This window comes from Pectobacterium hainanensis (assembly GCF_046237015.1).
GTDB lineage: Bacteria > Pseudomonadota > Gammaproteobacteria > Enterobacterales > Enterobacteriaceae > JBJYIN01.
Window position 1 is genome coordinate 1 of sequence record NZ_JBJYIN010000019.1, and the last position, 26,911, is coordinate 26,911.

The 26,911-nt window shown below is 47.0% G+C and carries 21 protein-coding genes; all 21 read left to right on the forward strand.

The features are described from left to right. Window positions 1–468: 468 nt before the first annotated feature. The 21 genes from ACKPVM_RS17025 (at window position 469) to tssJ (ending at window position 26,908) form a co-directional block, all read left to right on the forward strand. On the forward strand, window positions 469–1,701 hold the full coding sequence (locus ACKPVM_RS17025) for a type VI immunity family protein (RefSeq protein WP_409310923.1): 1,233 nt from the start codon (window positions 469–471) through the stop codon (window positions 1,699–1,701). Between the two features lie 116 nt (window positions 1,702–1,817). After that, window positions 1,818–2,873, forward strand: a complete 1,056-nt coding sequence (locus ACKPVM_RS17030) for a hypothetical protein (protein ID WP_409310925.1) — start codon at window positions 1,818–1,820, stop codon at window positions 2,871–2,873. A gap of 22 nt (window positions 2,874–2,895) precedes the next feature. Then, window positions 2,896–3,369: a hypothetical protein gene (locus ACKPVM_RS17035; protein ID WP_409310927.1), complete on the forward strand. Its 474-nt coding sequence runs from the start codon at window positions 2,896–2,898 to the stop codon at window positions 3,367–3,369. 23 nt (window positions 3,370–3,392) lie between these two features. Then, the gene (locus tag ACKPVM_RS17040; protein ID WP_409310929.1) at window positions 3,393–3,878 is read left to right on the forward strand and encodes a type VI immunity family protein; all 486 of its coding nucleotides are present in this window, start codon (window positions 3,393–3,395) and stop codon (window positions 3,876–3,878) included. Window positions 3,879–3,922: 44 nt separating this feature from the next. Continuing rightward, entirely contained in the window at window positions 3,923–4,678 is a 756-nt protein-coding gene (locus ACKPVM_RS17045; RefSeq protein WP_409310930.1) for a hypothetical protein, read from the forward strand. A gap of 327 nt (window positions 4,679–5,005) precedes the next feature. Beyond that, window positions 5,006–7,345: a type VI secretion system Vgr family protein gene (locus tag ACKPVM_RS17050; RefSeq protein WP_409311093.1), complete on the forward strand. Its 2,340-nt coding sequence runs from the start codon at window positions 5,006–5,008 to the stop codon at window positions 7,343–7,345. An 18-nt stretch (window positions 7,346–7,363) separates the two neighbouring features. After that, window positions 7,364–8,329: a DUF4123 domain-containing protein gene (locus ACKPVM_RS17055; RefSeq protein WP_409310934.1), complete on the forward strand. Its 966-nt coding sequence runs from the start codon at window positions 7,364–7,366 to the stop codon at window positions 8,327–8,329. A 50-nt stretch (window positions 8,330–8,379) separates the two neighbouring features. Further along, entirely contained in the window at window positions 8,380–11,277 is a 2,898-nt protein-coding gene (locus tag ACKPVM_RS17060) for a T6SS effector BTH_I2691 family protein (protein WP_409310936.1), read from the forward strand. After that, window positions 11,277–12,374: a putative type VI secretion system effector gene (locus tag ACKPVM_RS17065; protein WP_409310938.1), complete on the forward strand. Its 1,098-nt coding sequence runs from the start codon at window positions 11,277–11,279 to the stop codon at window positions 12,372–12,374. Before ACKPVM_RS17060 ends, ACKPVM_RS17065 begins: the two co-directional genes overlap by 1 nt. A gap of 67 nt (window positions 12,375–12,441) precedes the next feature. After that, complete coding sequence (locus tag ACKPVM_RS17070; RefSeq protein ID WP_409310939.1) at window positions 12,442–13,494, forward strand: putative type VI secretion system effector; 1,053 nt, start codon at window positions 12,442–12,444, stop codon at window positions 13,492–13,494. Between the two features lie 66 nt (window positions 13,495–13,560). Continuing rightward, the gene (locus ACKPVM_RS17075; protein WP_409310941.1) at window positions 13,561–14,658 is read left to right on the forward strand and encodes a putative type VI secretion system effector; all 1,098 of its coding nucleotides are present in this window, start codon (window positions 13,561–13,563) and stop codon (window positions 14,656–14,658) included. Between the two features lie 66 nt (window positions 14,659–14,724). Then, a complete protein-coding gene (locus tag ACKPVM_RS17080; RefSeq protein WP_409310943.1) occupies window positions 14,725–15,828 on the forward strand; it encodes a putative type VI secretion system effector in 1,104 nt (367 codons plus the stop codon). Between the two features lie 112 nt (window positions 15,829–15,940). After that, window positions 15,941–16,279 carry a hypothetical protein gene (locus ACKPVM_RS17085; RefSeq protein ID WP_409310945.1) on the forward strand — a complete coding sequence of 113 codons (339 nt, stop codon included), beginning with the start codon at window positions 15,941–15,943 and terminating at the stop codon, window positions 16,277–16,279. A gap of 25 nt (window positions 16,280–16,304) precedes the next feature. After that, the gene (locus tag ACKPVM_RS17090) at window positions 16,305–16,817 is read left to right on the forward strand and encodes a hypothetical protein (RefSeq protein WP_409310947.1); all 513 of its coding nucleotides are present in this window, start codon (window positions 16,305–16,307) and stop codon (window positions 16,815–16,817) included. Between the two features lie 318 nt (window positions 16,818–17,135). Then, window positions 17,136–17,402, forward strand: coding sequence for a PAAR domain-containing protein (locus ACKPVM_RS17095; protein ID WP_409310949.1), 267 nt, complete (start codon window positions 17,136–17,138; stop codon window positions 17,400–17,402). Window positions 17,403–17,408: 6 nt separating this feature from the next. Continuing rightward, window positions 17,409–18,584 carry a KPHS_23130 family T6SS system protein gene (locus tag ACKPVM_RS17100; RefSeq protein ID WP_409310951.1) on the forward strand — a complete coding sequence of 392 codons (1,176 nt, stop codon included), beginning with the start codon at window positions 17,409–17,411 and terminating at the stop codon, window positions 18,582–18,584. 11 nt (window positions 18,585–18,595) lie between these two features. Then, entirely contained in the window at window positions 18,596–21,919 is a 3,324-nt protein-coding gene (locus ACKPVM_RS17105; protein ID WP_409310952.1) for an ImcF-related family protein, read from the forward strand. Window positions 21,920–21,923: 4 nt separating this feature from the next. After that, entirely contained in the window at window positions 21,924–23,507 is a 1,584-nt protein-coding gene (gene tssA / locus ACKPVM_RS17110; protein ID WP_409310954.1) for a type VI secretion system protein TssA, read from the forward strand. A 62-nt stretch (window positions 23,508–23,569) separates the two neighbouring features. After that, on the forward strand, window positions 23,570–25,339 hold the full coding sequence (gene tssF, locus ACKPVM_RS17115; RefSeq protein ID WP_409310956.1) for a type VI secretion system baseplate subunit TssF: 1,770 nt from the start codon (window positions 23,570–23,572) through the stop codon (window positions 25,337–25,339). Continuing rightward, window positions 25,303–26,391 carry a type VI secretion system baseplate subunit TssG gene (gene tssG, locus ACKPVM_RS17120; RefSeq protein ID WP_409310958.1) on the forward strand — a complete coding sequence of 363 codons (1,089 nt, stop codon included), beginning with the start codon at window positions 25,303–25,305 and terminating at the stop codon, window positions 26,389–26,391. Before tssF ends, tssG begins: the two co-directional genes overlap by 37 nt. After that, window positions 26,372–26,908 carry a type VI secretion system lipoprotein TssJ gene (tssJ, locus tag ACKPVM_RS17125; protein ID WP_409310960.1) on the forward strand — a complete coding sequence of 179 codons (537 nt, stop codon included), beginning with the start codon at window positions 26,372–26,374 and terminating at the stop codon, window positions 26,906–26,908. Before tssG ends, tssJ begins: the two co-directional genes overlap by 20 nt. Window positions 26,909–26,911: the final 3 nt, after the last annotated feature.

Here is a 26,911-nt window from a genome sequence, read left to right on the forward strand (position 1 = left end):
TATCGAATATCGAATATCGAATATCGAATATCGAATATCGAATATCGAATATCGATAATTGGTAAACCTGAAAGAATAAAGGAAATAAGTGTTTTGGTACACGGTTATACTTATGGGACTATGGTGCCAGGAGTCGATTTCAATAGAAGATATAAGATTAAAGTTCTTGATTAAATACATCGATTTTATTTTTTATGCTAAAACGATCATGCTCATCCATTATTAAGGTGTTTATTACCGATGAGAAGAAAGTTGGTGCTCGTTATATGATCGTGAAAGTTAAATTGGTGGCATCTCTGATGCCTGATCACTCCAGCTATGCTGTTATGCACCGAAACTGGTGCATGTATCATTGGGGGATGGAGTTGGTTGCGAAGGCGATCAAAATTGAGGTGAAAAGTAATCGGATATGTTAGTGCAACAGCAGCAGGATTATGTGTACTGGCCTGATTAACTTAAGGAACATCAATGGACTTTTTTACCCGTTTTGAGCAGGCTCGGTGGGAATTTACATACGGAGCACCGGACGCTCCGGAGGCGCATAACGCGTTACAGGTAGGGTTGGTGGCTTATTTTTATCTGGATAAAGGCTATTCGGATGAGAAACGTCAGGCTATGGCGGAAGTGCTGGCGCGTTACGACAGTGAGTTTGGCGATAAACTACATTGGGGTTTTTATCGGAATCCTAAAAAAAAGGAACTGTATAGCAAGAGGACGTTACAGCAAAAGCAGGTGCAGATGTTGGCGGAGGATGGAGATCATACGGATTTTTGGTGGGCGTCAGAAAACGGGACCACTTATGCCAGTGATTATTTGATTAATCTTGTGTCACCCGCAGATTGGTTTGAATATATTCATAAATCAGTTAGCTATGTTAAGTTTTATTTGCCTATTGAAGAACTAAAAAATGGAGGAGAGAAACGCTTTATGGCTTTACTGCTGGCTTTTTGTCAGCGACTAAAACCGATGCATGGCTCAGCTGGATTGGGGATACAGCAATGTTATGCTCGAGATAAATATCAACATCTGGAATACGAGATAGGACAAACGTTTTCCGCCCTAGATATTACTAATTCTAATACGTGGGAAACTGGGCGCGATGGTATCCGTTCGGTGAACTGGTATACCTTTGTGCAGGATAGTTGGTTGGAAAAACTGGGTGGTATAGCTGGATTGCGTCAGCAGTTAGACGATGAGCGTATTGCTCTGCTGCCCTATGAGGGAGGCGTGATGATCCGAGCGGGAGAGTGGCCAGAGCTGGGGTGGAATAAGGTAGATCCGTATCCTGAGCTGTATGTAAAGGTGAATCAGGTATTAAAACCGATTCGCGCCCCCCAAATTTATCCTCTGGGTTATGGTTCAATTGCGGGTGAGGTTCGTTTTGATAAAACGTCAACGGCCGCATGGTTGGCACGTTTTGATAATCCGAAGCCTTCTCTTCAGGAAGCCGTATCAGTGGAAGAATCGACGCTATCCGTGCCGGAGCAAGATGTTCGCCGCCAGTTTTTAACGTTACCGAGTGGTGAACGATGTCCGATGAGTGGCATCTGGACTACCTATCAGGCCGGTCGCATTGTGCGGCAGCACTTTGCTCAGGGCGACATTCTACCGGAGTGGCAAGACACGGCTACACAGAAACGCGCTATCCATTGGACGCTGCTGGAGCGGGATGATGGCATGAGTGCAGAATTCCCCGCATAAACGTGATGGCACAAGGTTAAGAATGGACTTTTTTACCCGTTTTGAGCAGGCTCGCTGGGAGTCTCTGGTGGTGTACTAGACGCCCAGAGGCATGGATGCATTGGTAAGAGAACATAATGGCAATACTACACCCGCAGGAATGCTATCTTCTGGAGCGTTACACCAGCGAAGATTATTATCGCAAGCGCTGGGAAGCATATAGTGCGTTCATTGAACACTGTGAACAGCAGTTGGAACAGTATGTGCAACAACTTCCTGCCAATCAGCGCAGTCGCCCAAGCTGGGAGCAGATTGATATCATCTGGCAGAATCGGGTGCTCCCTAATCTGCGTGGTACACTGATGGAATTATCGGGTAGCTATATTGAACGTCAGCATAACGATCCTAACGCTTACATTACGGGGGGGGGGATTCGTGGTGATAACAAGGGGTTGACGGATTACTGGCCGGAAGGATGGATGAGCGCAGAGGCGCTGCAACGGTATTCCGACCTGTTTAGGCTGGGACTTATTTACGATAAGATGGTGAGTGGGACAGTGAGTTCATCCTGGAAAGATGGCAATCTGACTTACTTATACAGTGAGGAGTATTTTGGTCCTCTGGATTTGCCAGCCCAACTTCCAGTTTATGAGTTGGACCCCTTGGTCGTGATGGGGCCGAATGATCCAGTTAAGGTAGCGGGGATTTATCTGCCGGACGTGGAGTTTGCCAGTGCTCAGTTTTTTCATTCTTTCAGTTATTTACCTCATGTTTCCCCTCAAGGAAAAGAGCGAAGTGATTATATTAGTCCAGAAGGAGAGATAGACTATCATTGGAAAGAAATAGAAAATGTCCCCTCGACCTGGACACTGGTCCGCCGGGTGGAAAATCAGTTTATCCCGGTTCCCGCAGAAGGCTTTTTCCCGACAGGGCATCCAGATGAGCTTTATCGTTGGCCGGAGCGTGAAAGCGGGTTGAGGAATAGCGGTAAACGTAATCTTACGTTACCCACTGGTACGTCTTGTCCACATAGTGGCATCTGGACTACCTATCAGGCCGGTCGCATTGTACGGCAGCACTTTTCCCAGGGCGATATTCTGCCGGAGTGGCAAGACACGGCTACACAGAAACGCGCTATCCATTGGACGCTGCTGGAGCGGGACGATGGCATGAGTGCAGAATTCCCCGCATAAACGTGATGGAACAAGGTTAAGAATGGACTTTTTTACTCGTTTTGAGCAGGCTCGCTGGGAATTTACGTACGGAGCACCGGACGCCCCGGAGGCGCATAACGCGTTACAGGTAGGGTTGGTGGCTTATTTTTATCTGGATAAAGGCTATTCGGATGAGAAACGTCAGGCAATAGCGGAGGTGCTGGCGCGATACGACAGTGAGTTTGGCGATAAACTGCGTTGGGGATTTTATCGAGATCCTAAAAAAGAGGAGCCTTACAGTAAACGAACATTACAGCAAAAACAGGCGCAGATGTTAGCGGAGGATGGAGATCATACGGATTTTTGGTGGGGCTCGGAAAAGGGGACAATCTATGCCAGCGATTATCTATGCAGTGCTATTTCTCCCGCTGACTGGTTCGAGTATGTCCACAAAACTGTAACTTGTGTGCTGTTTTACCTCCCGATTGAGACACTAAAAGTGGGGGTGAAAAACGTTTTGAAAGCTTACTGTTAGAATTCTGCCAGCGCTTAAAACCAATGCATGGTCTGGCTGGGTTGGGCGTACAGCAATGTTATGAAAGTGAGAATTATGAACATCTGGAGTATGAGATTGCTCAGGCATTTTCTGCTGTTGATATTCCTAATTCCCATACTTGGGAAACTGGGCGCGATGGTATTCGTTCGGTGAACTGGTATACCTTTGTACAGGATAGTTGGCTGGAAAAACTAGGTGGTATAGCTGGATTGCGGCAGCAGTTAGACGATGAGCGTATCGCGCTGCTGCCCTATGAGGGCGGCGTGATGATCCGGGCGGGAGAGTGGCCAGAGCTGGGGTGGAATAAGGTAAATCCGTATCCTGAGCTGTATGTAAAGGTGAATCAGATGTTGAAACCTATTCGTGCACCTGAAATATGTTCTATGGGCTATGGTTCAATTGCGGGTGAGATTCGTTTTGATAAAACGTCAACGGCCGCATGGCTGGCACGTTTTGATAATCCGAAGCTTCTTCTTAAAAACTACTGATTGCTCAGATTGGTAAGCCAGATGTAATCGAACAGGGTAAAATTGTGAGTTTTTTTTCAAAACAGACCCTTTTTTTGCTTATTTTTTATATGGATGGGTATATGGGGAAAATAAAAATTTGTTTTATTATGTTTTTTTTGCTTCATGCAACAACAGCATTTGCAAATTATTATCCAACAATTCAGACGTTGCTTAGTGAACATTATTCTCATTCTAGTGATAAAGAAAATCCATGGCATAAAGATAACTCAGAGAGTGAAATGGACAATTATAGAATATGTGAAAATAAAAATGTTCCTTTTTCGTCAACGGATAGTTTGTTAGTTATGTGTCCGGATACAAAACTTGCTACTTCACTAAATCAGGACATTCCAACGGATATTTACTTACTTCAGAAATCTGATAAAGGGTATGAAATTATCGGTGCAGAGAAAAATATTGGAAGTCATTATGCTGGAATGACTGTTATTGCCCCTGATAAATGGGCGGTTGAGCTATCTTTTGGTTCAAATAGTCAGGGGTATCTTCAAGTTCAACGTTATTTAGAAATATTTTCCGGAAGTAATTTAAAAAATATTGCTCAATGGACTGCTCACATGGGAAACAGTAATGATAGCAGTTCAATCGTTAATAATTTGATAGTTGAGCGAGACAAGCCTCTTGTTAATGGGTTTTATCCTTTATTGGTTTCATCTACGTCAACAGAAAAAAGAAAAAAATCAAAAAAGAGTTATAATATTTTTTATGATGAAAAATTGGCTCAATATAAGATCCCTGATGATTTAATGCAGGGTTATTGATAGATATTGGATGACCCCTCCAATCAGTTGAGTACGATAGTTTATGCTTCTATTTTTGAAGAGTATGCTCATCCTGAGGATGTTACGCAATTTTGTTGATGGCACACAGTATAAATACTCAAAAGGTGAATTAGAGAAGGTGAAATAACATTTTATCCGTCTGAGTTTCCATTTCTTATATACCTTAAGTAATTCAAGTTTCAGGACAAAAAAGCAAAACGTATCAGTTTTTTCTTTTCTATAGAGAATGCCTGGATATAACACGCTGATTTTGTTTAACGATAAGGAATAATCGCCATGCCCGATCTGCTCACGAAGACCAGCAGCATGCTGCTGTCCGATCACGCCCGCTATCAGCTCACCGTAGGCGAGGAGAGTGCACCGCTGTCGGTGCTGCATTTCAGTGCCGAAGCGCATTTGAGCCAGCCGTATGTCTACCACATCACCTTTACCAGTCCGGAGCCGGATATTCAGGCGTCGACGATGCTCAATCAGGTTTCAACGCTGACCTTTAACGCGCCGCCGATGAACACCTATGGCGTCCTGCCCGCGATGGGGCCGTTGCGCAAGGTACACGGGGTGGTGAGTACGTTTACCCGGTTGTCACGCTCGGTGGATGAGACGCGTTATGCGGTGACGCTGGTGCCGCGACTGGCGCAACTGGACCACAGTCGCTATCACGCGATTTACCAGAACCAGTCGGTGGTGGCGATAGTCGAGCAGGTGCTGCGTGAGCGTCATGATTTCACGGGGAGCGATTTTCTGTTTCAACTGGTGAACGATTACCCGGTGAGGGAGTACGTGTGCCAGTGGGGCGAGAGCGACCTGACGTTTATCAGCCGACTGCTGTCGGAAGTGGGTATCGGTTACCGTTTTGAGATGGATGCACGGCTGAACCGTGACGTGGTGGTGTTCTTTGACGACCAGCAGCACTACGTGAAGACGGCGAGCCTGCCGTTGAGATTGCCGTCGGGGCTGGACGCGAACGGGGCAGAAGCGGTATGGGGGCTGGAAGTCTCGCACCGTACGGTGACGGGGAGCGTGGTCCATCAGGATTACAACTACCGGACGGCCTTAAGCGGGATGCAGGTCACGGAAGCGGTGGCGGCGGACGACCCGATGACGGGTGAAACGTACCGTTATAGTGCGAACTACCGGGCGGCGGGCAAGGGTGAGGAGACCGAAAGTGGGGCCTTCTACGCACGACTGCACCATGAGCGAGCGTTGAACGGTCAGCAGGTGGTGAGCGGGAAGAGCACCTCGGTATTGCTGGCACCGGGACAACTGGTAGACGTGACGGGGGATATCCCCGGCGTGATGCAGTCGGGGCTGGTAATTACCTCGGTGACGGTGGAAAGGGCGGGGCGAGACAGCAGCTATGAAGTGAGCTTTACGGCGATGCCGTACCGGGAAACGGTGTGCTATCGTCCGGCGTTGCTGGCGCGGCCGGTGATAGCGGGGACGGTGCCGGCGCGAGTGAGCAGCGTGAACAAGCATGACACGTATGCGTGGCTGGACGGGATGGGACGCTACCGGGTGAAGATGGACTTCGACCGGGACAGCTGGAAGGCGGGTTATGAAAGCCTGTGGGTGCGGCTGGCGAAGCCGTACGCGGGAGAAACCTATGGTTTCCACCTGCCGCTGCTGGACGGAACGGAAGTGGCGATAGCGTTTGAAGAAGGTAACCCGGACCGGCCGTATATCGCGTATGCCCTGCATGATTCACGGCACCCGGACCACGTGACGCAGGAGAACAACAAGCGGAACGTTATCCGAACGCCGTCGAACAACAAGCTGCGGTTGGATGATGAGCGAGGGAAAGAGCACATCAAGCTGAGCACGGAGTACGGGGGCAAGAGCCAGCTGAACCTGGGTCATCTGGTAGACAGTGGCCGTCAGCAGCGAGGCGAGGGATTTGAGCTGCGCACGGATGATTGGGGCGCGATACGTGCGGGTAAAGGAATATTTATCAGTGCGGATGAACAGGGTCAGGCGGGTGGTGACGTACTGGATATGTCGGGAGCATTGTCGGTGCTGACGCAGGCGCGGGAAGTGGCGTCGGGATTACGTTATGCGGCGGAAGCGGCGCGAGCAGAGCTGGCGGATGTGAAGTTACAGACGCAGTTGATGGAGGAAAAGCTGGCGGGTTTGAAGGCGTCGGTGCTGTTGTTGTCGGCACCATCGGGTATCGCGCAGGTGACGCCCTCGAGCGTGCAGTTGTCGGCGGGTGAGAATCTGATAGGGACGTCAGGGGAAGACACAGATATTAGTGTGGGCAAGGATTTGCGGGTATCGGTGAGGGAAAAGCTGAGTTTGTTTGTGCACCGTATGGGTATGAAGCTGTTTGCGGGTGCGGGCAAGGTGGAGATACAGGCGCAAAGTGATGCGCTGGATATGTTGGCGCAGAAAGACATCACGATAGCCAGCCAGCAAAATAAGGTATTGATTTCAGCGAAAACCGAATTGTTATTAAACTGTGGTGGTGCTTTTATTCGACTTAAAGATGGCAATATTGAACTGGGCGCACCACAGAATGTGACGGTGAAAAGTATCAATCTGGAAAAGGTCGGCTCAGCCAGCCTGAATACTGAAACGATCTTGCCTAAAGGATGTAGCCCGAGTGTGAAAGAGGCGACTTCCGCACAGCAGGCTTCAGTCAAATTGTAATGGACTACGCGAGATTACATGCAAAACTCCCCTGTATCAGTAGAGAACGATGCCAAGATTGAGGCATTGTTCGCGCGTCTTTCCCGTTACTTTGCTGAACGTCAGTATTGTGTTCTGTTATTTGATGCATTTGCTGCGTCAAATGCGGAAGAAACCAGAATTAGCGATCTGTATGACGTCTTGGAAAAACGTGAGCATTACGAATTACAGTTCGATCATCCTAATCTGAATCGGCGCGAGCAACCTTGGCTGGTGCCACTCAATCTGGAGAAGCAGGATGATATTGCGTTATTTCGCCATAGCGTCGAATTGGCATATGAAGAAAGTGAACCGCAGCATCTTGATAAAAACTATGGCAGATGCATTTGTGCCTGGCTGGATACAGAAAAAACACTGCCATATATTGCAGCGCAATTAGGTGGGCATGCGGTTCAGGCTGTTGCTGAAGACGCTTTTATTTTTCTGCGTTTTTACGATCCATCGGTATTACCTGCGTTATTGATGCTTTGCGATCGTTGGCAATGTCAGCGCCTTTTATCGGCAGTGAAAACGTGGGCGCTGCTGGATGGTGATTGTGGTCTGTGGGTCAAGGTGAATCAGGCAGAACCAACGACTCAGCTCAGTTTCTCTCTCTCTCTCTCAACGCAACAGGCTAAGGATATTGAGCTGATTGCACCAATGAATCAGGCATTGCGTGTTTATCGTCAAAAAACGTGTACCGATGAGCGTTTTTCTGAAACAGAAGCCAGAGGGAAAATGCTGCCTGCATTACGTCGGGCCATTACCCTTCATCATCTTACCGATGAAGCGGATTTGTGTTTATTTGCCCAGCATGCACTTGATATTCATCCTGATTTTGACTTTCATCCCCGAATAAACCGCTTACTTAAGCCGCACGTTTCGGCATCAACACCACCTTACCGATTTGCTATCGCTGATATTACGTCGGACGAGTGGCTGAAAATAAAGAGTGACTGTCAGTGAAACCAGCCGGCGTTGCTGGTGTGATCCCATAAGGATTTGATGAGGTGTGAATGAATAACTGTAAACATTGCTTACCGAGTGGGCTGGCGATCTTGCCCGTCTCTTATGTTGTTGTACCGGATGTGGTTAAGGTAAATTTACCCGCATGGGCAAATAATAACCGGATCACGGGGAATACGCTAAGTACGGGATATCATTATGCATTGCGGACACTACGTCGCGGCTATCTTTACCTGTATCAAGAGAAGTTAAAATCCTGGGAAGTCTATGCCATTAACAACCGGGGACAATTGCATAAGCAACCCGATGTTAACAAAGCCTCACCAATGGATGATAAATTCGAGTGCGGGAGCCCATTGCATAATCCTGTGAATCTGGAATATTTCTGTGTGACGGCACCTGAATGGCAAGAGGCAGTGTGGGTGGCTTATACCGAATATAAATGGTCAGAAAAGACACTGGCACGATATCAGCAGGATGAGCGATTACGTGCAAAACGCATGCAAAAAATCTCACTTTCAACATGGATTGTTTCTGCCCAGCAGCAATCGGCTACTGAAGCAACGAAAGCCAGTCTACAGCAAGTGTTGGATTTTAACCCTGATTTTCAACGGGTCAGCTATCCGGATAATATCTCTGTTTCGATGGTGAGCGAATTGCCACCAGACAATAAATCGGTAATTTATCATAAGGATATTGTTAATTTACAAACTACTCGTTATCCATGGGCAACGACACAAGCGCGCGAACCTGATGTAACGTTAGCCGCTATGAAAAAGCGAAGCCCAAATCCAGAAGGGGGAAGTTACCCGGTAATGCTGTTGGCGTTACCTGATGCACTGGGCATTGCGGCTGAGATGAATGGATGGCTGAATGAAGCATCTGCCCGGCTTATTCAGTTTGGGGAAGAACTCAAATGGGAAGTGAACAGTGATATTAACCTGACGTTGATAAAAGGTGTATTGCAGTCATCAGCGAAAGCCGGGTTTGAGAAACGCGCTGAAATTTACGAAACCCAATTCCAGAAAACGCGCGGAGGGATGCTGGAGGCTTATCAGCGTTCACGTGAGACGGTTACTAAAAAATTTGCGGATGATCCATTACGCCAACAGCAGGAAATGCGGGTGATTGCGCTAAAGGAAAAGTGGCATAACGCTGGAGTAAGCGAGCCTGAGATCTGGAAACTTGATCGAATTTCCCGTACTGAGCCTGGTTTTTCACAGGAACTATCTCGCCGGGAGAATGAGATGGATGAGCGGTTGCGACAGCGGGATGCTTCGCGCGGGGATCAAAAAGATCAGGAAATGGCCGATAGTTGGGAAAAATATTTGGCTCGTCTTAACCGCCCACTTTATAACAGTTTCCAACAGACAAAAGATCAGATTACCCGGCAGGTGATGGAACTTCGCGAAGTGCGGGCGAACCAGCTTTCGTTCTGGTTGCAAAGTGACATCATGCTGACAACATTGAAGGATTTTCATCCGGAAGATGTGAGAGACGGTGTGCAATATGAACGGGTATATAACAATTTGACCTTGGGGATGAATGAAACCAAAGCCGGGGATTCATTGCTGGATAAGTGGTTGGCGGCTTACACCATGCAGGATGAGAAAAACCTTTTCTGGCGCGCGTTTGCATTAAATCAGCAGGCGATTATCGATGAGATTGAACCCTTGCTTATCGAGGTTAAAAAGGAAAAAACGGCTCAACCTCAGGATGAGATTGAGCCTGCCTCGACAGTTAACGAGGATAAAGAGGAAGCTGACGCATTAGCGAGATTCATCGTCATCAGTAATCAGTTAAAAGACGCCTGTGGTCGCTATATTTATGCATTAACCGAACACGACAAACTGCCGCAAAACGCCACCAAGGTAGAAAAATTCCTGAATAAAATAGACAACATGGTTGTGAATGCCGGGAGCCGAGTTTTTAATCCCGGTAGCCGAGCGTATCGTACCACGGGACGGTTGGCCGACCCTATTTTGAAGGGGCTATTGTTGCTGCGTGCGGGAGTGGAAAAAGAGGTGATGTTGAGGGTGGTAACACAAGAGATAAAAGCAGCTAATGATGCAAACAGAGATACAACAGAATTAATGAAAAAGAAAATGAACTACAAGGAGGCTAGGGCTGAGGTTTTGCGTCGGGCGAAATATCGAAATTTAACTTCATCGTTGGAAAGAGCATTTGAGTCGGAAGGTGGCGAGAAGGCGGCAAAATTATCACGTCTGAATGCGGCATTAGCAGTTTTTAATCTGGTTGATTTGGTGAATTGTTTGAGTCGATTGAATGCGGATACCACGGCCGATAAAGAGGCTTTAGCTAAGGCACTTCAAGCGGCGGGCTACACGGCAGCAGCATTTGCGGAAGTAGCGCTCTCACCGTTAGAATTGATGAAACCAGAGCTGACAAAAACACTGGGTGGCATAAAAGTTCTTGCTGGCGGAGCTATGAGTTTTGCAACTTATTTTAATGTAAAAAAATATAGTTCATTAATGATTAATAATTTTGATAATGGGGATATTCATGCAGGATTCTTTTATTTGACATATTTTGTTAATTCAGGATTAATTATGTTAAAGGCATCAGGGCAACTTTCTTCAGGTTTAGGAGTCCTTTTAGGAAAGGTGGCCTTAGAAAAGGCAGGGCAAAAAATGGCCACTTTTTTTGCCGCAAAAATCTTGGTCGTAGCATTAAGCTGGCAGGTGCAGATGGGACTGGTTATTGTTGAGCTAATCTATGATTCGTTTAAGAAAAATGAGTTAGAAAAATGGTGTTTGAATTCACGGTTTGGTCAAGAGAGTATTTTTCTTAAGCCAGGAAATGAATATGCCTATCGAAACTCTGATAAAGAAACAGAAGAGTTGGAAAAAGCTTATGAAGCAATGGGCTGGAAAGAGAAAACAAAAAAGACTGAGGGAGAGGATAATAATAGAGAGGGAGTGATTTAATGAAAAATATACCAGATGAATTAATTGAAAATGAAGAAGAATTAACGTTTGCAACTGATGAAGAGTACATTCGCGGTATTCTTTTGGAAGCAAAGATGATGGGGTGGTCAGAAAAGAAAACAGAGAGGGAAATAATAAAGCAACTGAAAGAACGGCCTAAAATACAGCGAAAACGAATAAGGGAATTTGAGGAAAAAAAAGCGAAAAAACGTCATGAAGCCCAGTTTGGTAAGGAAGAGAAAATAGCCTTTAATGCTGAACATCCGCGCCCGGTATTGCCGCCTACGGCACCGTTGCAAAAGTTGATGGGGAAATTGACGCGATTGCAGGTTAGCAAGGCACGGGAGAACTTCGACGATAAATATTATCAGCTGGCGATGAATAACCGACTGGAAGAGATCGAATCCCGCTGGGGCACGCTGGGAATTTTACTGGTATTTCTGACTCGGGGGGCGGGAGAGGCGTCGGCGGCGGCGTCGGTGGCAAATCAGGATAAAAGTGAGGTCGGTCATTTTGTTGAGGCCGAGGTTATGGGATTAGGCAAACCGGTACGTGGCTGGCTGGGGGTGGTACCGTTTGAAGAGGGGGAAACGGTAGAACTGGTGGTTGCCGAGCAGGAAGACCACTATGAGGTGTATGCCATGACCCGTCCTACAGAGCGGATGATTAGCGTATGTCCGCGCTGTTTTATGGGGAAGTGGGCGAGTTTTTTTTCCAATGTTCGTGAGCTATTTGTTTTCTTTTCATTTTGTTATGTTATGACAACATTTCTTCTATTATGGTTTGCGTTTAATGATGACTTTTTAACTGTCGGCCGATTGTTGCTTTTACCATTTTTAGGTGGAGTGTTAATGGTTTGCGTTGTTTTTATTCCTTTTGTGTTTTTCATTTTTCGGGATAACAAAACGACAGCAGGGTTAGCTCAAACTATATTCACTACATTAGGTTTAGATAATCCGTCAAAAATAAACCTGAAAAAGATCACCAAGGCGCGAATCGAAGAGCGTGAAGCCAATGGCACGCTGGCCGAATATCATTACAGAGATAATATCCGCCCTCATCCGGAAGTAGAAAGCCAGTATTTGTTTTATTATTAAATGCTTGCTTTTAGTTTTTAGTATGCCGTTGGATAGCTGAAACTCTACTATTAATAGATTAAAACTAATGAATAATCAGGAAGCGAGAGCCACTAAAGAGCAAATGATTGCTTCAATAAGAAAAGTTGCAGAGATGGAGGGATTAAATGAACGGCAAACACAACGAAAAATAAAGAAATGGTTAAAAGATATTGAGAGGGATGATCTCAGAGAGCATGAGGAAAAACGTCATGAAGCCCAGTTTGGCAAAGAGGAAACGGTAACCTTTAATGCCGAACATCCGCGCCCGGTGTTGCCGCCTACGGCGCCGTTGCAAAAGCTGACGGGGAAATTGACGCGATTGCAGGTTAGCAAGGCACGGGAGAACTTCGCCGATAAATATTATCAGTTGGCGGTGAATAACCGGCTGGAAGAGATCGAATCCCGCTGGGGCACACTGGGTATTTTACTGGTATTTCTGACGCGGGGCGCGGGAGAAGCATCAGCGGCGGCCTCGGTGGCAAATCAGGATAAAAGTGAGGTCGGTCATTTTGTTGAGGCCGAGGTGGCGGGGTTAAGCAAACCGGTACGTGGCTGGCTGGGGGCGATACCGTTTGAAGTGGGGGAAATGGTAGAACTGGTGGTCGCCGAGCAGGAAGACCACTATGAGGTGTATGCCATGACCCGCCCTGCCGAGCGGATGATTAGCGTATGCCCGCGCTGTTTTATGGGAAAGTGGGCGAATTTTTTATGGAATATGCGTGAATTATTTTTATTTTATTTGCTTATTACAGGGTTCGCGGTAGCTATTGGGCTTGTAATGCCTTTTATTGATGGTGATGGCACATTTGATACCGAGTTTTTATTCGTGATTGCACCGTTAGCGGGAATTGCAATGATAGGGGTAATATTTATCCCCTATTTCTTTAGTATATATAGGGAAAATAAGACTACCGCTGGACTTGCTCTGGCTATATTCACTACATTAGGTTTAGATAATCCGTCAAAAATAAACCTGAAAAAGATCACCAAGGCGCGGATTGACGAACGTGAGGCCAATGGCACGCTGGCCGAATATCATTACAGAAATAATATTCGCCCTCATCCGGAAGTAGAAAGCCAGTATTTGTTTTATTATTGATAAGCAGTGTGATGACGTGAGAGAAGACGCTAAGGATCATAACAATAATACTCAGGGAGCCACCTAATGAAAAATATCTTGGATGAATTAATTGAAAAAGGGGAAGAGTTAACGTTTGCAACCAAGGAACAGTTAATTGAAAGTGTTAAAAAAGAGGCGCGTTTTTTTGGTTGGTCAGAGGAGAAAACACGTAGAAAAATCAGACAAGAATTACGCGATGACGAAAAAATAAAAAGAAAAATGATTCGTCAATATGAAGAAAAACTGGCGAAAAAACGTCATGAAGCCCAGTTTGGCAAGGAAGAAACGGTAGCCTTTAATGCTGAACATCCGCGCCCGGTGTTGCCGCCTACGGCACCGTTGCAAAAGCTGACGGGGAAATTGGTGCGATTGCAGGTTAGCAAGGCACGGGAGAACTTCGCCGATAAATATTATCAGTTGGCGGTGAATAACCGGCTGGAAGAGATCGAATCCCGCTGGGGCACACTGGGTATTTTACTGGTATTTCTGACGCGGGGCGCGGGAGAAGCATCAGCGGCGGCCTCGGTGGCAAATCAGGATAAAAGTGAGGTCGGTCATTTTGTTGAGGCCGAGGTGGCGGGGTTAAGCAAACCGGTACGTGGCTGGCTGGGGGCGATACCGTTTGAGGTGGGGGAAACGGTAGAACTGGTAGTCGCTGAGCAGGAAGACCATTATGAAGCGTATGCCATGACCCGCCCTGCCGAGAGGATGATTAGCGTATGCCCGCGCTGTTTTATGGGGAAGTGGGCGAGTTTTTTTTCCAATATTCGTGAGTTATTTGTTTTCTTTTCATTTTGTTATGTTATGACAACATTTCTTCTATTATGGTTTACGTTTAATGATAACTTTTTAACTGTCGGCCGATTATTGCTTTTACCATTTTTATCTGGAGTATTAATGGTTTGCGTTGTTTTTATTCCTTTTTTGTTTTTCATTTTTCGGGATAATAAAACGACAGCAGGATTAGCACAGACTATATTCACTACATTAGATTTAGATAATCCGTCAAAAATAAACCTGAAAAAAATCACCAAAGCGCGAATCGAAGAGCGTGAAGCCAATGGCACGCTGGCCGAATATCATTACAGAGATAATATCCGCCCTCATCCAGAAGTAGAAAGCCAGTATTTGTTTTATTATTGATAAGCAGTGTGATGACGTGAGAGAAGACGCTAAGGATCATAACAATAATACTCAGGGAGCCACCTAATGAAAAATATCTTGGATGAATTAATTGAAAAAGGGGAAGAGTTAACGTTTGCAACCAAGGAACAGTTAATTGAAAGTGTTAAAAAAGAGGCGCGTTTTTTTGGTTGGTCAGAGGAGAAAACACGTAGAAAAATCAGACAAGAATTACGCGATGACGAAAAAATAAAAAGAAAAATGATTCGTCAATATGAAGAAAAACTGGCGAAAAAACGTCATGAAGCCCAGTTTGGCAAGGAAGAAACGGTAGCCTTTAATGCTGAACATCCGCGCCCGGTGTTGCCGCCTACGGCACCGTTGCAAAAGCTGACGGGGAAATTGGTGCGATTGCAGGTTAGCAAGGCACGGGAGAACTTCGCCGATAAATATTATCAGTTGGCGGTGAATAACCGGCTGGAAGAGATCGAATCCCGCTGGGGCACACTGGGTATTTTACTGGTATTTCTGACGCGGGGCGCGGGAGAAGCATCAGCGGCGGCCTCGGTGGCAAATCAGGATAAAAGTGAGGTCGGTCATTTTGTTGAGGCTGAGGTGGCTGGGTTAGGCAAACCGGTACGTGGCTGGCTGGGGGCGATACCGTTTGAAGAGGGGGAAACGGTAGAACTGGTGGTCGCCGAGCAGGAAGAGCACTATGAGGTGTATGCCATGACCCGTCCTACAGAGCGGATGATTAGCGTATGCCCGCGCTGTTTTATGGGGAAGTGGGCGAGTTTTTTATGGAATATGCGTGAATTATTTTTATTTTATTTGCTTATTACAGGGTTCGCGGTAGCTATTGGGCTTGTAATGCCTTTTATTGATGGTGATGGCACATTTGATACCGAGTTTTTATTCGTGATTGCACCATTAGCGGGAATTGCAATGATAGGGGTAATATTTATTCCCTATTTTTTTAGTATATATAGGGAAAACAAGACTACCGCTGGACTTGCTCAGGCTATTTTCACTACATTAGGTTTAGATAATCCGTCAAAAATAAACCTTAAAAAGATCACCAAAGCGCGGATTGACGAACGTGAGGCCAATGGCACGCTGGCCGAATATCATTACAGAAATAATATTCGCCCTCATCCGGAAGTAGAAAGCCAGTATTTGTTTTATTATTGATATCTGAATCAATAGATACGCTTGAAATATCTATCATATTAAAATGCCAGTTTTGAATTGGCTATGTGACCATTTATAATGGGTTAATTAAGTTTTTAGTGTGGAGCCTACTATGCGAATAATATTTGTCTTAATATTAACACTGTTGATTAGTGCTTGTTCAAAACTTGAACCTATAGAATGTGATAATGAAAAAATTAAAGAGACATACGTCGATATTTATAAAAGGAGTTTAGCGGTAAAAGTATCTATGATGAGTGGAAGAGTTACCAGCCCTGTTGATTTGAAGTGGGATGTAACCTCAATAAAAACCTTAGCTAAAGATGAAGAAAACCCATTTTATCGGAAATGTGAGGTTTCACTTGTCATGTCGGGTATGTACATGGGGGTGACTAAAATTTATGAAATTAATAAAACTGATGATGATATTGTTGTTAAGTTGGCTATGTAGTATCTAATATATAGGAGTGGTAGTTATGGAAAAATATTCAATCTTGGAAGTGGCTTATAATAATTACGATAATAAGTCAAAATTGTTACCACTTGGTAATATGAGGACAGTTATTGCTGATTTTTATGCTAATAAAGTAAAATCAAAGTATTTTACCTTTATTGGACTTTCTGATGATATTGATCTGAGTTTTATAAAGAAAGTGCTCTATGCCAGTGATTTTATGTGGCCAACTGTCATTGGGCTTTGTGGTATTATTGTATCTGTTTATCACTTCATTAGTGAAGGCCGCGCCGACTGGTTCGGAGTGGGAATGTTTCATTTTGACTTGGTTTTTGCATTGATTTTGTTTTTATGCTTGTTTGTAAGTTCATATCCATTTTTTATAGAAAGCTTTAATGCTAATATGCAAGAGGTTAAAATAGAATCATCCTATTTAAAAAGAATGGTAAGGTTGTTTTCTATTTTTATTGTTACCAGTGCTGTGATAGTTTCTATTCTTAAATTTTTTAATTTAATTTATCTTAGCGTCTATTAAATTGTACCCAAAATAATTCGAGCCGCGTGAAGGCGGCAGACTTGAACACTGCTTGCAGCGGCTCCAATAGGGCGAGGCTCATGGATGAGTCGAGTAACGAACGCAGCCAACGCACAAGCAACTTGAAGTATTACGGGTATATAATTTTCAAAAGCGAGATATCATCGGTAAGAGAGAATACAGTTAACTATATCTGTCATGTTTCAAATCACTTTTTCGTTAATTTCGTTCACTTACCGCTTTTTTGCAACTGTAATTATTTAGAGTGTGAGTAGTTACAATTTTAATTTATTACATTATTTTAAAGGACGTTGAATTATGGCTAAAGCGATCGTCAGACTTGGTGATAAACTCAGCAGTGGAGGGAGTGTGATTTCAGCATCTTCAACAATGATCCTTGAAGGTAAAAAAGCAGTATTAGTCGGTGATGCGGTTTCTTGTCCTATCAAAGGACATGGTGTAAACAAAATAGTAGAAGGTGATCCTAGCTGGATTTCTGATGGTAAACCAGTCGTTACTCATCAATGTAAGTGTCAGTGCGGTTGTTATGTTATCGCAAGTTTACAACCAGTAAATATAGGATAAAGTTGCATGTCATGGAATATTCCTATTATTGCTGAGGCAACGCCACCAGCACCACTTTCTTGGAAACTCTGGTTAGCATTGTTTTTTATTTTCTCCTCTTTATTATTGCTAACTTGTGTATTTGTTTATTTTCTGAATCTTGATGCTGAAAATTATTCTTTTGTTTTATTTTTATTTATTGGCGAAAGTGTTTTTTTTATCTTACTCGCGAGTCTGAGAATATATCGACATAGCGTGGTAAACACTCACTATGAGGCTTGGGTATCTGAACGGAATGCTTTACATATAGAATGGCAGCATTGGGCTCAGGATGTCATTTCAGTGTTGTCTTATAGTATGCTTTTCCCAGAGAAAAGTTGTCTTTCTAAAAGAGAAAATAAAGCCGAAGTACAAGCAAGAACCTCACAAACACTTTTGTTATCGACGGAGGGAGAAAGGCCAGAAAAACTTAAAGAAATATACAGTGAGCTGTTAGCGCCGATGAGGGAAATACTTATGCGCATTTCTCAGTCATCTTCCATTGAAGTGAATTTTATTTATAATGCATCATCTGTATCGTGGCCTGATTTTATGCTGGCGTGGCGTGAATTAGGATTAAAAGAATCTGTATTGTCTGCTCCTGTTTATCCAGGTGTAAATTATTGTGATAGTTGGAATAGCTGGTATAAAAAGAATGACAGCACAGTCATTCTCGCCGTGATTGTGCAGTTTCATGAGGGGGTAGCCAGTGATGATTGTAAAGGAAAAGCGAGTGAATCGGCCGCCGCTTGGCTTATTTCGCCAAGTGTCTCAACGTCGAGTGCAATAAAACCCCAGGCATTTTTACATCGACCATTGTTGTCTGATAAGCACTCTGTCCCTTATTCGATTAAGCAAATGGCGGATTTTCAGTTGTGTATTTTTGAAGCACAAGAAATGTGGTTATCTGATCTGGATCAGGATGAGTGCTATACAGTAATAAAGTCACTGTGTGATAATAACATTGATACAGACACCCATACGCTTGACCAAAATTTCTTCGATTTAATGATGGGAACATCGGGGGAGATAACACCGTGGTTTGTTATTTCAGCAGGGATAATGGCTGTCAGAGAAAAGCAAAAGGCACAACTAGTATGTTGTGGTTCAGATCAACATATTTTGTTTTCACTGGTTTCGCTGCCAGAGCATTTGTCTAATTGAAAGGATACGTTATGTCTAAATATGATTGGCGGCGAATCTTTGTAATTTTCTTCATTGTACTCGTAGTCGCGGTTTGTATTGTTACTGTGTTTTATCTCTATGCCGATGGCTGGGGGTTAAAAACGATTGGTTCGAAGTTACTTGTGGCGACGATATCGTTTTTAACTATTGTCGGATTGCTTTTTTTACTGACGTTTGGCGTATCTGAAAATAAGAAATTATTAAGAAAGAGCACGCCCTTAACATCGTCTATGCCAGAAAAGAAAAAACGGCATGAGTTAACAAACTCGGCAGACTATTTGGGCGATGCTTGTGATTACCTCCGTACCCGCTATGGTCGTTTCTGGAAACGTCATGTCCGCATCCTGCTGGTGGTGGGGGAACCCGCGATGGCCGAAGCACTTGCGCCGGGATTAACGGTGCAACAATGGCTGGAAGGGAGCAAAACGCTGTTGGTGTGGGGCGGAGAAGTCAATCATGTTGATGCCGACCAACTGACGATGATGCGCCAACTGAGACGCTATCGTCCGCTTGATGGTGTCATTTGGGCGGTGAGCGCAGCGCAGCGACCCCATGCTGCCGAAATGGATAATGCCCGGCGTCAATTGGATAAATATTCCCGGTTACTTGGCTGGCAAGCCCCCGTCTGGCTGTGGGAAATCCAGCATAGCGAATGGCCGCAGGGTGAGCGAGAAACGCAGACGGTCGGTTGTTTATTACCCTCGCGCTGTACGGCTGAAACCGTGCGTGAACGGTTGTTACAACTGGTCCCGCGTCTGACACAATCGGGTATCCATCAGATGTTACAGCAGCCTGAGCATGATTTCTTATTCAGGTTGGCACATCACTTTGAAAATGGCGGTGTGGCACGATTAACGACGATGCTGGCACCGTTGTTATCCGGCACCGCTGCCTTACCGTTGCGCGGCTTATTATTTAGCCTGCCGGTTGCTGCGCCGTCAGGCGCGGCTCCCCATAGTTGGTACCCTGACCCGGTATGGCAGGGAGTTCTGACAGAAGGGGCGGGTGCCAGCGGAAAACGTCTGGGCTTGCCGTGGGAAAAAACGACACAATGGGGACTGATAACGTTTAGCCTGCTCTGGGCAATCGGCAGTCTCGTCTCTTACGTTACCAACCGTCACGATATGCAAAATAGCGCCGAACTGGCACAAACGGCGGTAGGGACCGAGCGAACGCTCGGTGAACGTTTGCTCAGCCTACAGTCTTTGCAACAGGAAATGGCGCGCCTCAAACACGATGCTCAATCAGGCGGTACATGGTATAGCCGTTTTGGCCTTAACCAGAGTCAGGCGCAGTTGACGGTGTTGTGGCCATGGTATTTTACCGCACAACAGGCGTTGATCCGCGATACGGCGGCTCAGCGCCTGTCTGGCGCGTTACGTAAAATGGTGAATTTACCTGCGGCCAGCCGCCAGCGTGCGACGGTTGCTCAGGCGGGATATGAACAGTTAAAAGCCTATCTGATGATGGCTTATCCGGAGAAAGCGGAGCCGGCATTTCTGACGAAAGCACTCCTTGCCAATTTGCCGAGCCAGCCCGGCGTGCCTGACGGTGTATGGCGGGGTGTTTCGCCTGCACTGTTAGGGTTTTATGCTGAAAACCTTTCTGCTCATCCTGCCTGGCGTATTGAACCCGATCGCGCGTTGATTGGTGAAGCTCGTCAACTATTGCTTAACCAGATAGGTGTGAGCAATGCAGAGTCCACGCTCTATCAGCGTGTGTTGCAACAGGTTTCCCAGAATTATGCTGACCTGACGCTCGCGCAGATGGTGGAAGAGACCGATGCCAGCCGTTTGTTTACGACGGACAGCGTCGTGCCAGGCATGTTCACCCGTCAGGCTTGGGAAGAACAGGTTGAAGAGGCCATCGATGCGGTAGTCAGTGAGCGTCGGGAAGAAATTGACTGGGTGCTGAGCGAGAACGAGCAAGGACTGTCTGAAAACGTTTCGCCAGAACAGTTGAAAAACCGACTGACAACACGTTATTTCAATGATTTCAGCGGTGCCTGGATCAGTTTTCTTAATGATTTACGTTGGAATTCGACCGCGACCTTATCCGATGTTGCCGAGCAACTGACGTTGATGGCCGATACGCGCCAATCCCCGTTGATTGCCTTGATGAATACGCTGGCCTGGCAGGGAAAAACAGGACAACAAGGCCCCGCGTTGACGGACTCGCTGATGCAATCGGCACAAGGGTTATTGCATAAGAAGAAAAAACAAATACCGATGATGGCTCAAAAACAGGGGCCAACCGGACCACTTGATGAATCGTTCGGTCCGTTGCTGGCGCTGATTGAGGGTACGGCCGGTGGGCAGGGTAATGCTAATCTCAGCCTGCAAACGTATCTGACGCGGGTCACTCAACTGCGTTTGAAGTTACAACAGGTCACCAATGCGGTCGATCCTCAAGCGATGACACAGGCACTGGCGCAAACGGTATTTCAGGGAAAGGCGGTGGATCTCACGGAAACGCGTGATTATGGATCGTTGATTGCGGCCAGTTTGGGCGGAGAATGGGGCGAGTTTGGTTACACGGTTTTCGTACAACCGCTGGAGCAATCCTGGCAACAGGTGCTACAGCCTGCGTCAAATAGCCTTAATGGTCAGTGGCAACGCGCCATTGTTAATGACTGGAATCACGCATTTTCGGGGCGCTATCCGTTTGCTGACACCACGAATGATGCGTCGCTGCCGCTGTTGGCTCAGTACCTGCGTGCCGATTCAGGTCGCATTGAACAATTCCTGAAAACACAGCTTTCCGGCATGTTACACAAAGAAGGCAACCAGTGGGTACCGGATGTGATCAACACGCAAGGGCTGACATTCAACCCGCGTTTTCTGGCGGCGATTAATCAGCTTAGCGCCTTGTCTGATACCCTGTTGGCGCAAGGCGATGCCGGTGTTCGCTTTGAACTGATGCCAAGGGCGGCGAGCGGTGTGGTGCAAACGGTATTGACCGTTGACGGACAAACGCTGACCTACTTCAATCAGCAGGAAAGCTGGCAGCGGCTCAGTTGGCCGGGTGAAACCTACAAACCGGGCTCGTTATTAAACTGGCAAGCAAATAACACGGGCACACGGTTATATGCCGATGAAGAGGGCGTTTGGGGATGGATCCGATTGTTGGAAAAAGCAAAAGTCGAGCAAATAGACAGCAGCCGTTATCGTCTGATGTGGCGTACGCCTGACCACCAGACGTTGACCTATATTCTGCGTACGGAGCTTGGCGAAGGGCCGTTGTCGGTGCTTAAACTACGCAATTTTACCCTGCCCACACGAATTTTCACCACGGATGCAGCGACGGGAGAATAACGGTATGTTGCAACAATTACTCGTGACCTGTTTTGGTGAACGAGACGCGCTGGCGCTGGCCCGAGAACGACTAACCGTCTGGCTTGACTGGCTGGCACCGTTGGAAGGCGATTCGCCCGTAGGGGACGATCCTGGCTATGACGATGATTTCCAGCGCATGCGTGAAGAAGTCAATAAACTTTCCGGTGTGGATACTGCACAGGTTTGTCAATTGGCTGAGGGGTTATTGAAGCGTCACTGCAAAGACGTTCGCGTCGCCACTTACTATGTGTGGGCTCGATTGCATCAGGATGGCGAGTCGGGTCTTGCTGATGGACTGGAGTTACTGGCTGGTCTGGTTCAGACCTATGGCGAATCACTGTTGCCTCGCCGAGCAACCAGCCGTCGATTAGCGTTGGAATGGCTGGCGGGGAGCAAATTGACCGACAGTCTCTCGCTTTATCCCGAGGTGGTTCGTGCTGATTTTGAACGCGCACTGGCGGCGTTGGCGCTGTTACAGCATCACTTTGCCGATTGGCATGATGATGCCCGTCCGGGGCTACAGCCGCTAGTCGGTGCGATGGATGTTCGGCTGGCACAATCTGGTGGGGTGGATGCGGTCGTACCGCAGAATGCGGCCAGCGCGGCGCCTTCGTCAGCAGCTGGGGCACCACCGGAGGCACGAAAAATCCAGTCCGGGCGTGATTTACTGGATCAAACGCGGGAATTATCGCAATACCTGCGCAATCAACAGCAAGGCTATTTATCCGGTTCACGGCTGATGCGCGTGGTTCGTTGGGATACCGTTCATCAGCTTCCGCCGCAGGACAGTGCCGGACGTACGCGTTTAGTTCCGCCGCGTGCCGAGTTGCGCGCTCAGCTTAAACGTCTGTATTTACAACAAAGCTGGAGCGAGCTGCTCGATCAGGTTGAGCGAATGTTTGCCGAGGGCGTGAATCATTTTTGGATCGATCTGCAATGGTATGCTTGTCAGGCGTTAAATAAGCAAGGGCACCCTTTTGATCTCTGGGCAGATATCGCTAAACGGGATTTAGGCATGTTTCTTGAACGTTTACCCGGTCTGGAGAAACAGGCTTTTAATGATGGAACGCCTTTTGCCGATGATGCCACATTGGCATGGATTGAACAGCAGGTCAGTGGTAATCAGGCACGTTGGGAACCCGCTGCGCCAGCACAGAGCGAGACGCACGATAACGATATTTTGTCGCTTGAAGGGGAAGCATTGGCGCAGGCTGATGCCTCCGGTATTGAGGCTGCGCTTGGCTGGCTTGCTGGCTTACCCGGTGTGACGACGCAACGTGACCGCTGGCTACAGCGCCTGTTAATGGCGCGAGTGGCAGAGCAATACGGCAAAAATGAAATGGCGATCCACTTGCTGAATGAGTTGGATAGCGATCCGGCACCATCACTGCTGGCGCATTGGGAGCCAGAGCTGGCTTTTGAAGTGAAAGCACGGTTGCTAAAACTGCTGCGCCTGAAGGTTCAGCGTAGTGAAAGTGACAAAGTCGCGTTAGCGGGCCGAATGGATACGCTGCTCTCTGGCCTGGTCAATATCGATCCCGCTCGCGCTTCGGTACTGTGTGGCTAGTCACGTATCTTTTTCATCGCTGAACATCAATAATTTTCTGTTTTTAAATAAATAAGGCTTCTATGGATGATTTAACGCTGCGTTATTTCGAGGCGGAAATGCGCTATTTGCGCGAAGCGGGTAAAGAGTTTGCTCAGGCACATCCCGATCGTGCCGCTATGCTTAACCTGGATCGGGTTGGCGATCGCGATCCGTATGTGGAGCGGTTGTTTGAAGGTTTTGCTTTTATGATGGGGCGCTTACGGGCAAAGCTGGATGATGATTTACCCGAACTGACGGAAGGACTCGTCAGCCTGCTATGGCCGCATTATTTACGCACGATACCGTCTTTATCCGTGGTGGAACTGGCCCCGGACATAAAACAACTTAAACAGAATGAAACGATCGGTACTGGCTTTGAAGTGGTTTCTCAGCCTGTTGGCCCCATGCGAACCCGCTGCTGCTATCGGACGACGCGTGACCTCGTCCTGCAACCGTTAAATCTGGCTTTAGCGGGCGTTCATACTCAATCGGATGGACGTTCGGTGATACGGCTGAGGTTTGAACGTGGTGCCTTGGCTGACTGGGGGAAAATTGATTTACATCGTTTGCCGCTGTACCTCAATGCGGATAGCCCCATTGCCTCTGCGTTGCATTTGGCGTTGACTCGACAGGTAGCCAATGTGTATTTGCGTGTGCCGGGCGAACGGGGTGCTGATCGACAACGGTTGGACAGTTACTTTTCACCGCTTGGATTTGATACCGATGATCATCTTTGGCCAAAAGGGGAAAGCGCGTTCAGCGGCTACCAATTATTGCTGGAATATTTCACCTTCCGTGAAAAATTTATGTTTATCGCCCTTAACGGGCTGGAGCATGTCACCCTGCCAGAGCAGGCATCCTGGTTTGAACTGGATGTGGTGTTAAATGAAATTTGGCCATATGACATGCCGTTTGGTACAGAAAATATTCGGTTGCACTGTGTGCCGGTCATCAACTTATTCAGTCTGGAAGCCGATCCGCTACGGCTCACCCAATTGGAAAGTGAGTATCAGATCCGTCCGTTGCGTACTCAGGATGGACATACGGAGATCTATTCCGTTGATGATGTTCGCTCATCAAAACGTACTGATAATCAGCGTTATGTGCCTTTTTCCAGTTTCCGTCATCGCGGTGGCATGATGCGGCACGATGCGCCCGAACGTTATTATCATACGCGAGTCCGTCGTGGGGCGTCCGGGCTGCATGATACCTGGTTGATATTGGGTGGCGCGGCATTTGAAGAAGAACGAAACCTGAAAGAAGAGATCCTTTCGCTGAGGATCACCGGTACAAACGGGCAATTGCCGCGTAAAGCGTTGCGGAGCACGTTACTGAATAGCAGTCTACAATCCACGCCCGTTGAATTAACCATTCAGAATCTTTGTGCGCCGACGTTGCCAGTCTATCCGCCAGCGAATGACCGTTTCCATTGGCGAGTGCTTAGCCATCTGGGTTCCAATTTCCTCAGTATGATGGATAACGCTGAAGTGTTGCGTGGCACGTTGGCTTTGTATGACTGGACTGACGATGAAATGAATCGTCGACGTTTGGAAGCCATCGTCGATGTGAAACATAGCTTGATTCAGCGTTTCGAACGGGGATTTTTACTGCGCGGTGTCGATATTCAGGTCACGTTGGATGGCGAAGGGTTTACCGGAGAAGGCGATATTTGTCTGTTCGGTGAAATGCTCCACCGTTTTTTCGCGCTGTACGCCGATATTCATTTGTTTAACCAACTGACGCTGATCGTTCAGCCAACAGGGAAGTGTCTGAGATGGAAAGAGATCCACAGTCACCATATTCCGGGATGATCCCCGTACTGCAATCCGTGTTGCCAAAAATGAATTTTTATCGTTTTTGTCAATTATTGGAGCGGTATTCCAACGATAGCCCCCCATTAGGCAGTACGTCATCGCCTGGCGATGACCGGGTTCGATTTCGTCCTCATCCAGGGATGGGGTTTCCGGTTAGTGAACTGAAAGCGATTGAACAGGATGAGGATCATCCTCAACGGCCACTCACGGTGCGTACCACCTTTCTTGGCTTATATGGCGTTGATTCTCCACTCCCGTCCCATTATCTGGACGATATTTCGCAGCGTCGTGAAGGGCATGAAGCCGTTGAGGATTTTCTCGATATTTTTAACCATCGGGTGATGACGCAATATTACCGGATATGGCGTAAATATGCCTATCCAGCCAGCTTTGCCGAAGGGGGAGTCGATGACACGTCACAATGTCTACTCGGACTCATTGGACTCGGTATTCCCGGCAGCAGCAATTATATTGCGACGCCAGTTTCTCGCTTTCTGGCATTACTTGGCACGATGCGTTTACCAACCAGAACCCGAGAAGGCGTTATTTCGCTGGTTCAACTGTTGGCACCGGGAACGACCGCAACGGTCACGCCGCATTACCCCAAATCTATCCCGCTCAACCAACCAACCCGTTTGTCCCGAGAAACTCGGACGGGATTGTCTCAACGGGCGGTGTTGGGAAAACGGGGAACTGATGTCAATAGCATGCTGCATTTACAGCTTTACACCGAACAACCGGACGAGGCACAAGGCTGGTTGCCCGGTGGACAGTTACATACGGATTTACTCATTCTGTTACGCGTTTATCTGGGGTATCGCTGTCAGGCTCGTCTTCAACTCACACTCCCACGCTCAGTCTTGCCGGATGCCAATTTGCGTCAGCAGCGAAAAGGCGTACAGCTTGGGAGAACAGCGGTACTCGGGTTTAAACGAACGCAGAGCGATAAGCGTGGCGGCGCGCTGATTAGTATTAATCTGGGGGATTATCAGGGGTTAACGATGAAAAATAATGCAAAAGGAGCAGTCAATGGCGGCTATCGATTTTAAGCGTAAGGCTCGGTTAAGCGTATGTTGTCTGGCCATGATCGGCGTGTTGAGTGGTTGCGGTCTGACACAATCAGTGAGTCAGGGGACGGTCTCCATGACGAAATCGCTGTTTTATAAAAAGATTGATACGTTGCACCTCGATTTCACCCCCCGCAGTGCATTGAACACGGATGAAGATCGTACCCCGTTGTCGGTGGTGCTTCGGGTTTATCAGTTAAAGGCCCGTCAGGCGTTGGATGATGCCGATTATCAGGATCTACTGATGTATGACGACGCCACGCTCAAGGCGGACTGGCTGGCCCAGCGTGATGTCACGATAAAGCCGTTTGGCAGTGAGTCACTGAACATGCCGCTGAATCCGGATGCAAAATTTATCGCCATCGTTGGGCTGTTTCGTGCGCCAGAACAAAAAGGGGGATGGAAGTTGATACTGGAAAGGGAAATGCTCGATCCGGATATGCCCCGAGTGATTGAAGTCGGCAATGGCGCGTTGACATTGTTGCCGATGAAGGATTAGGCG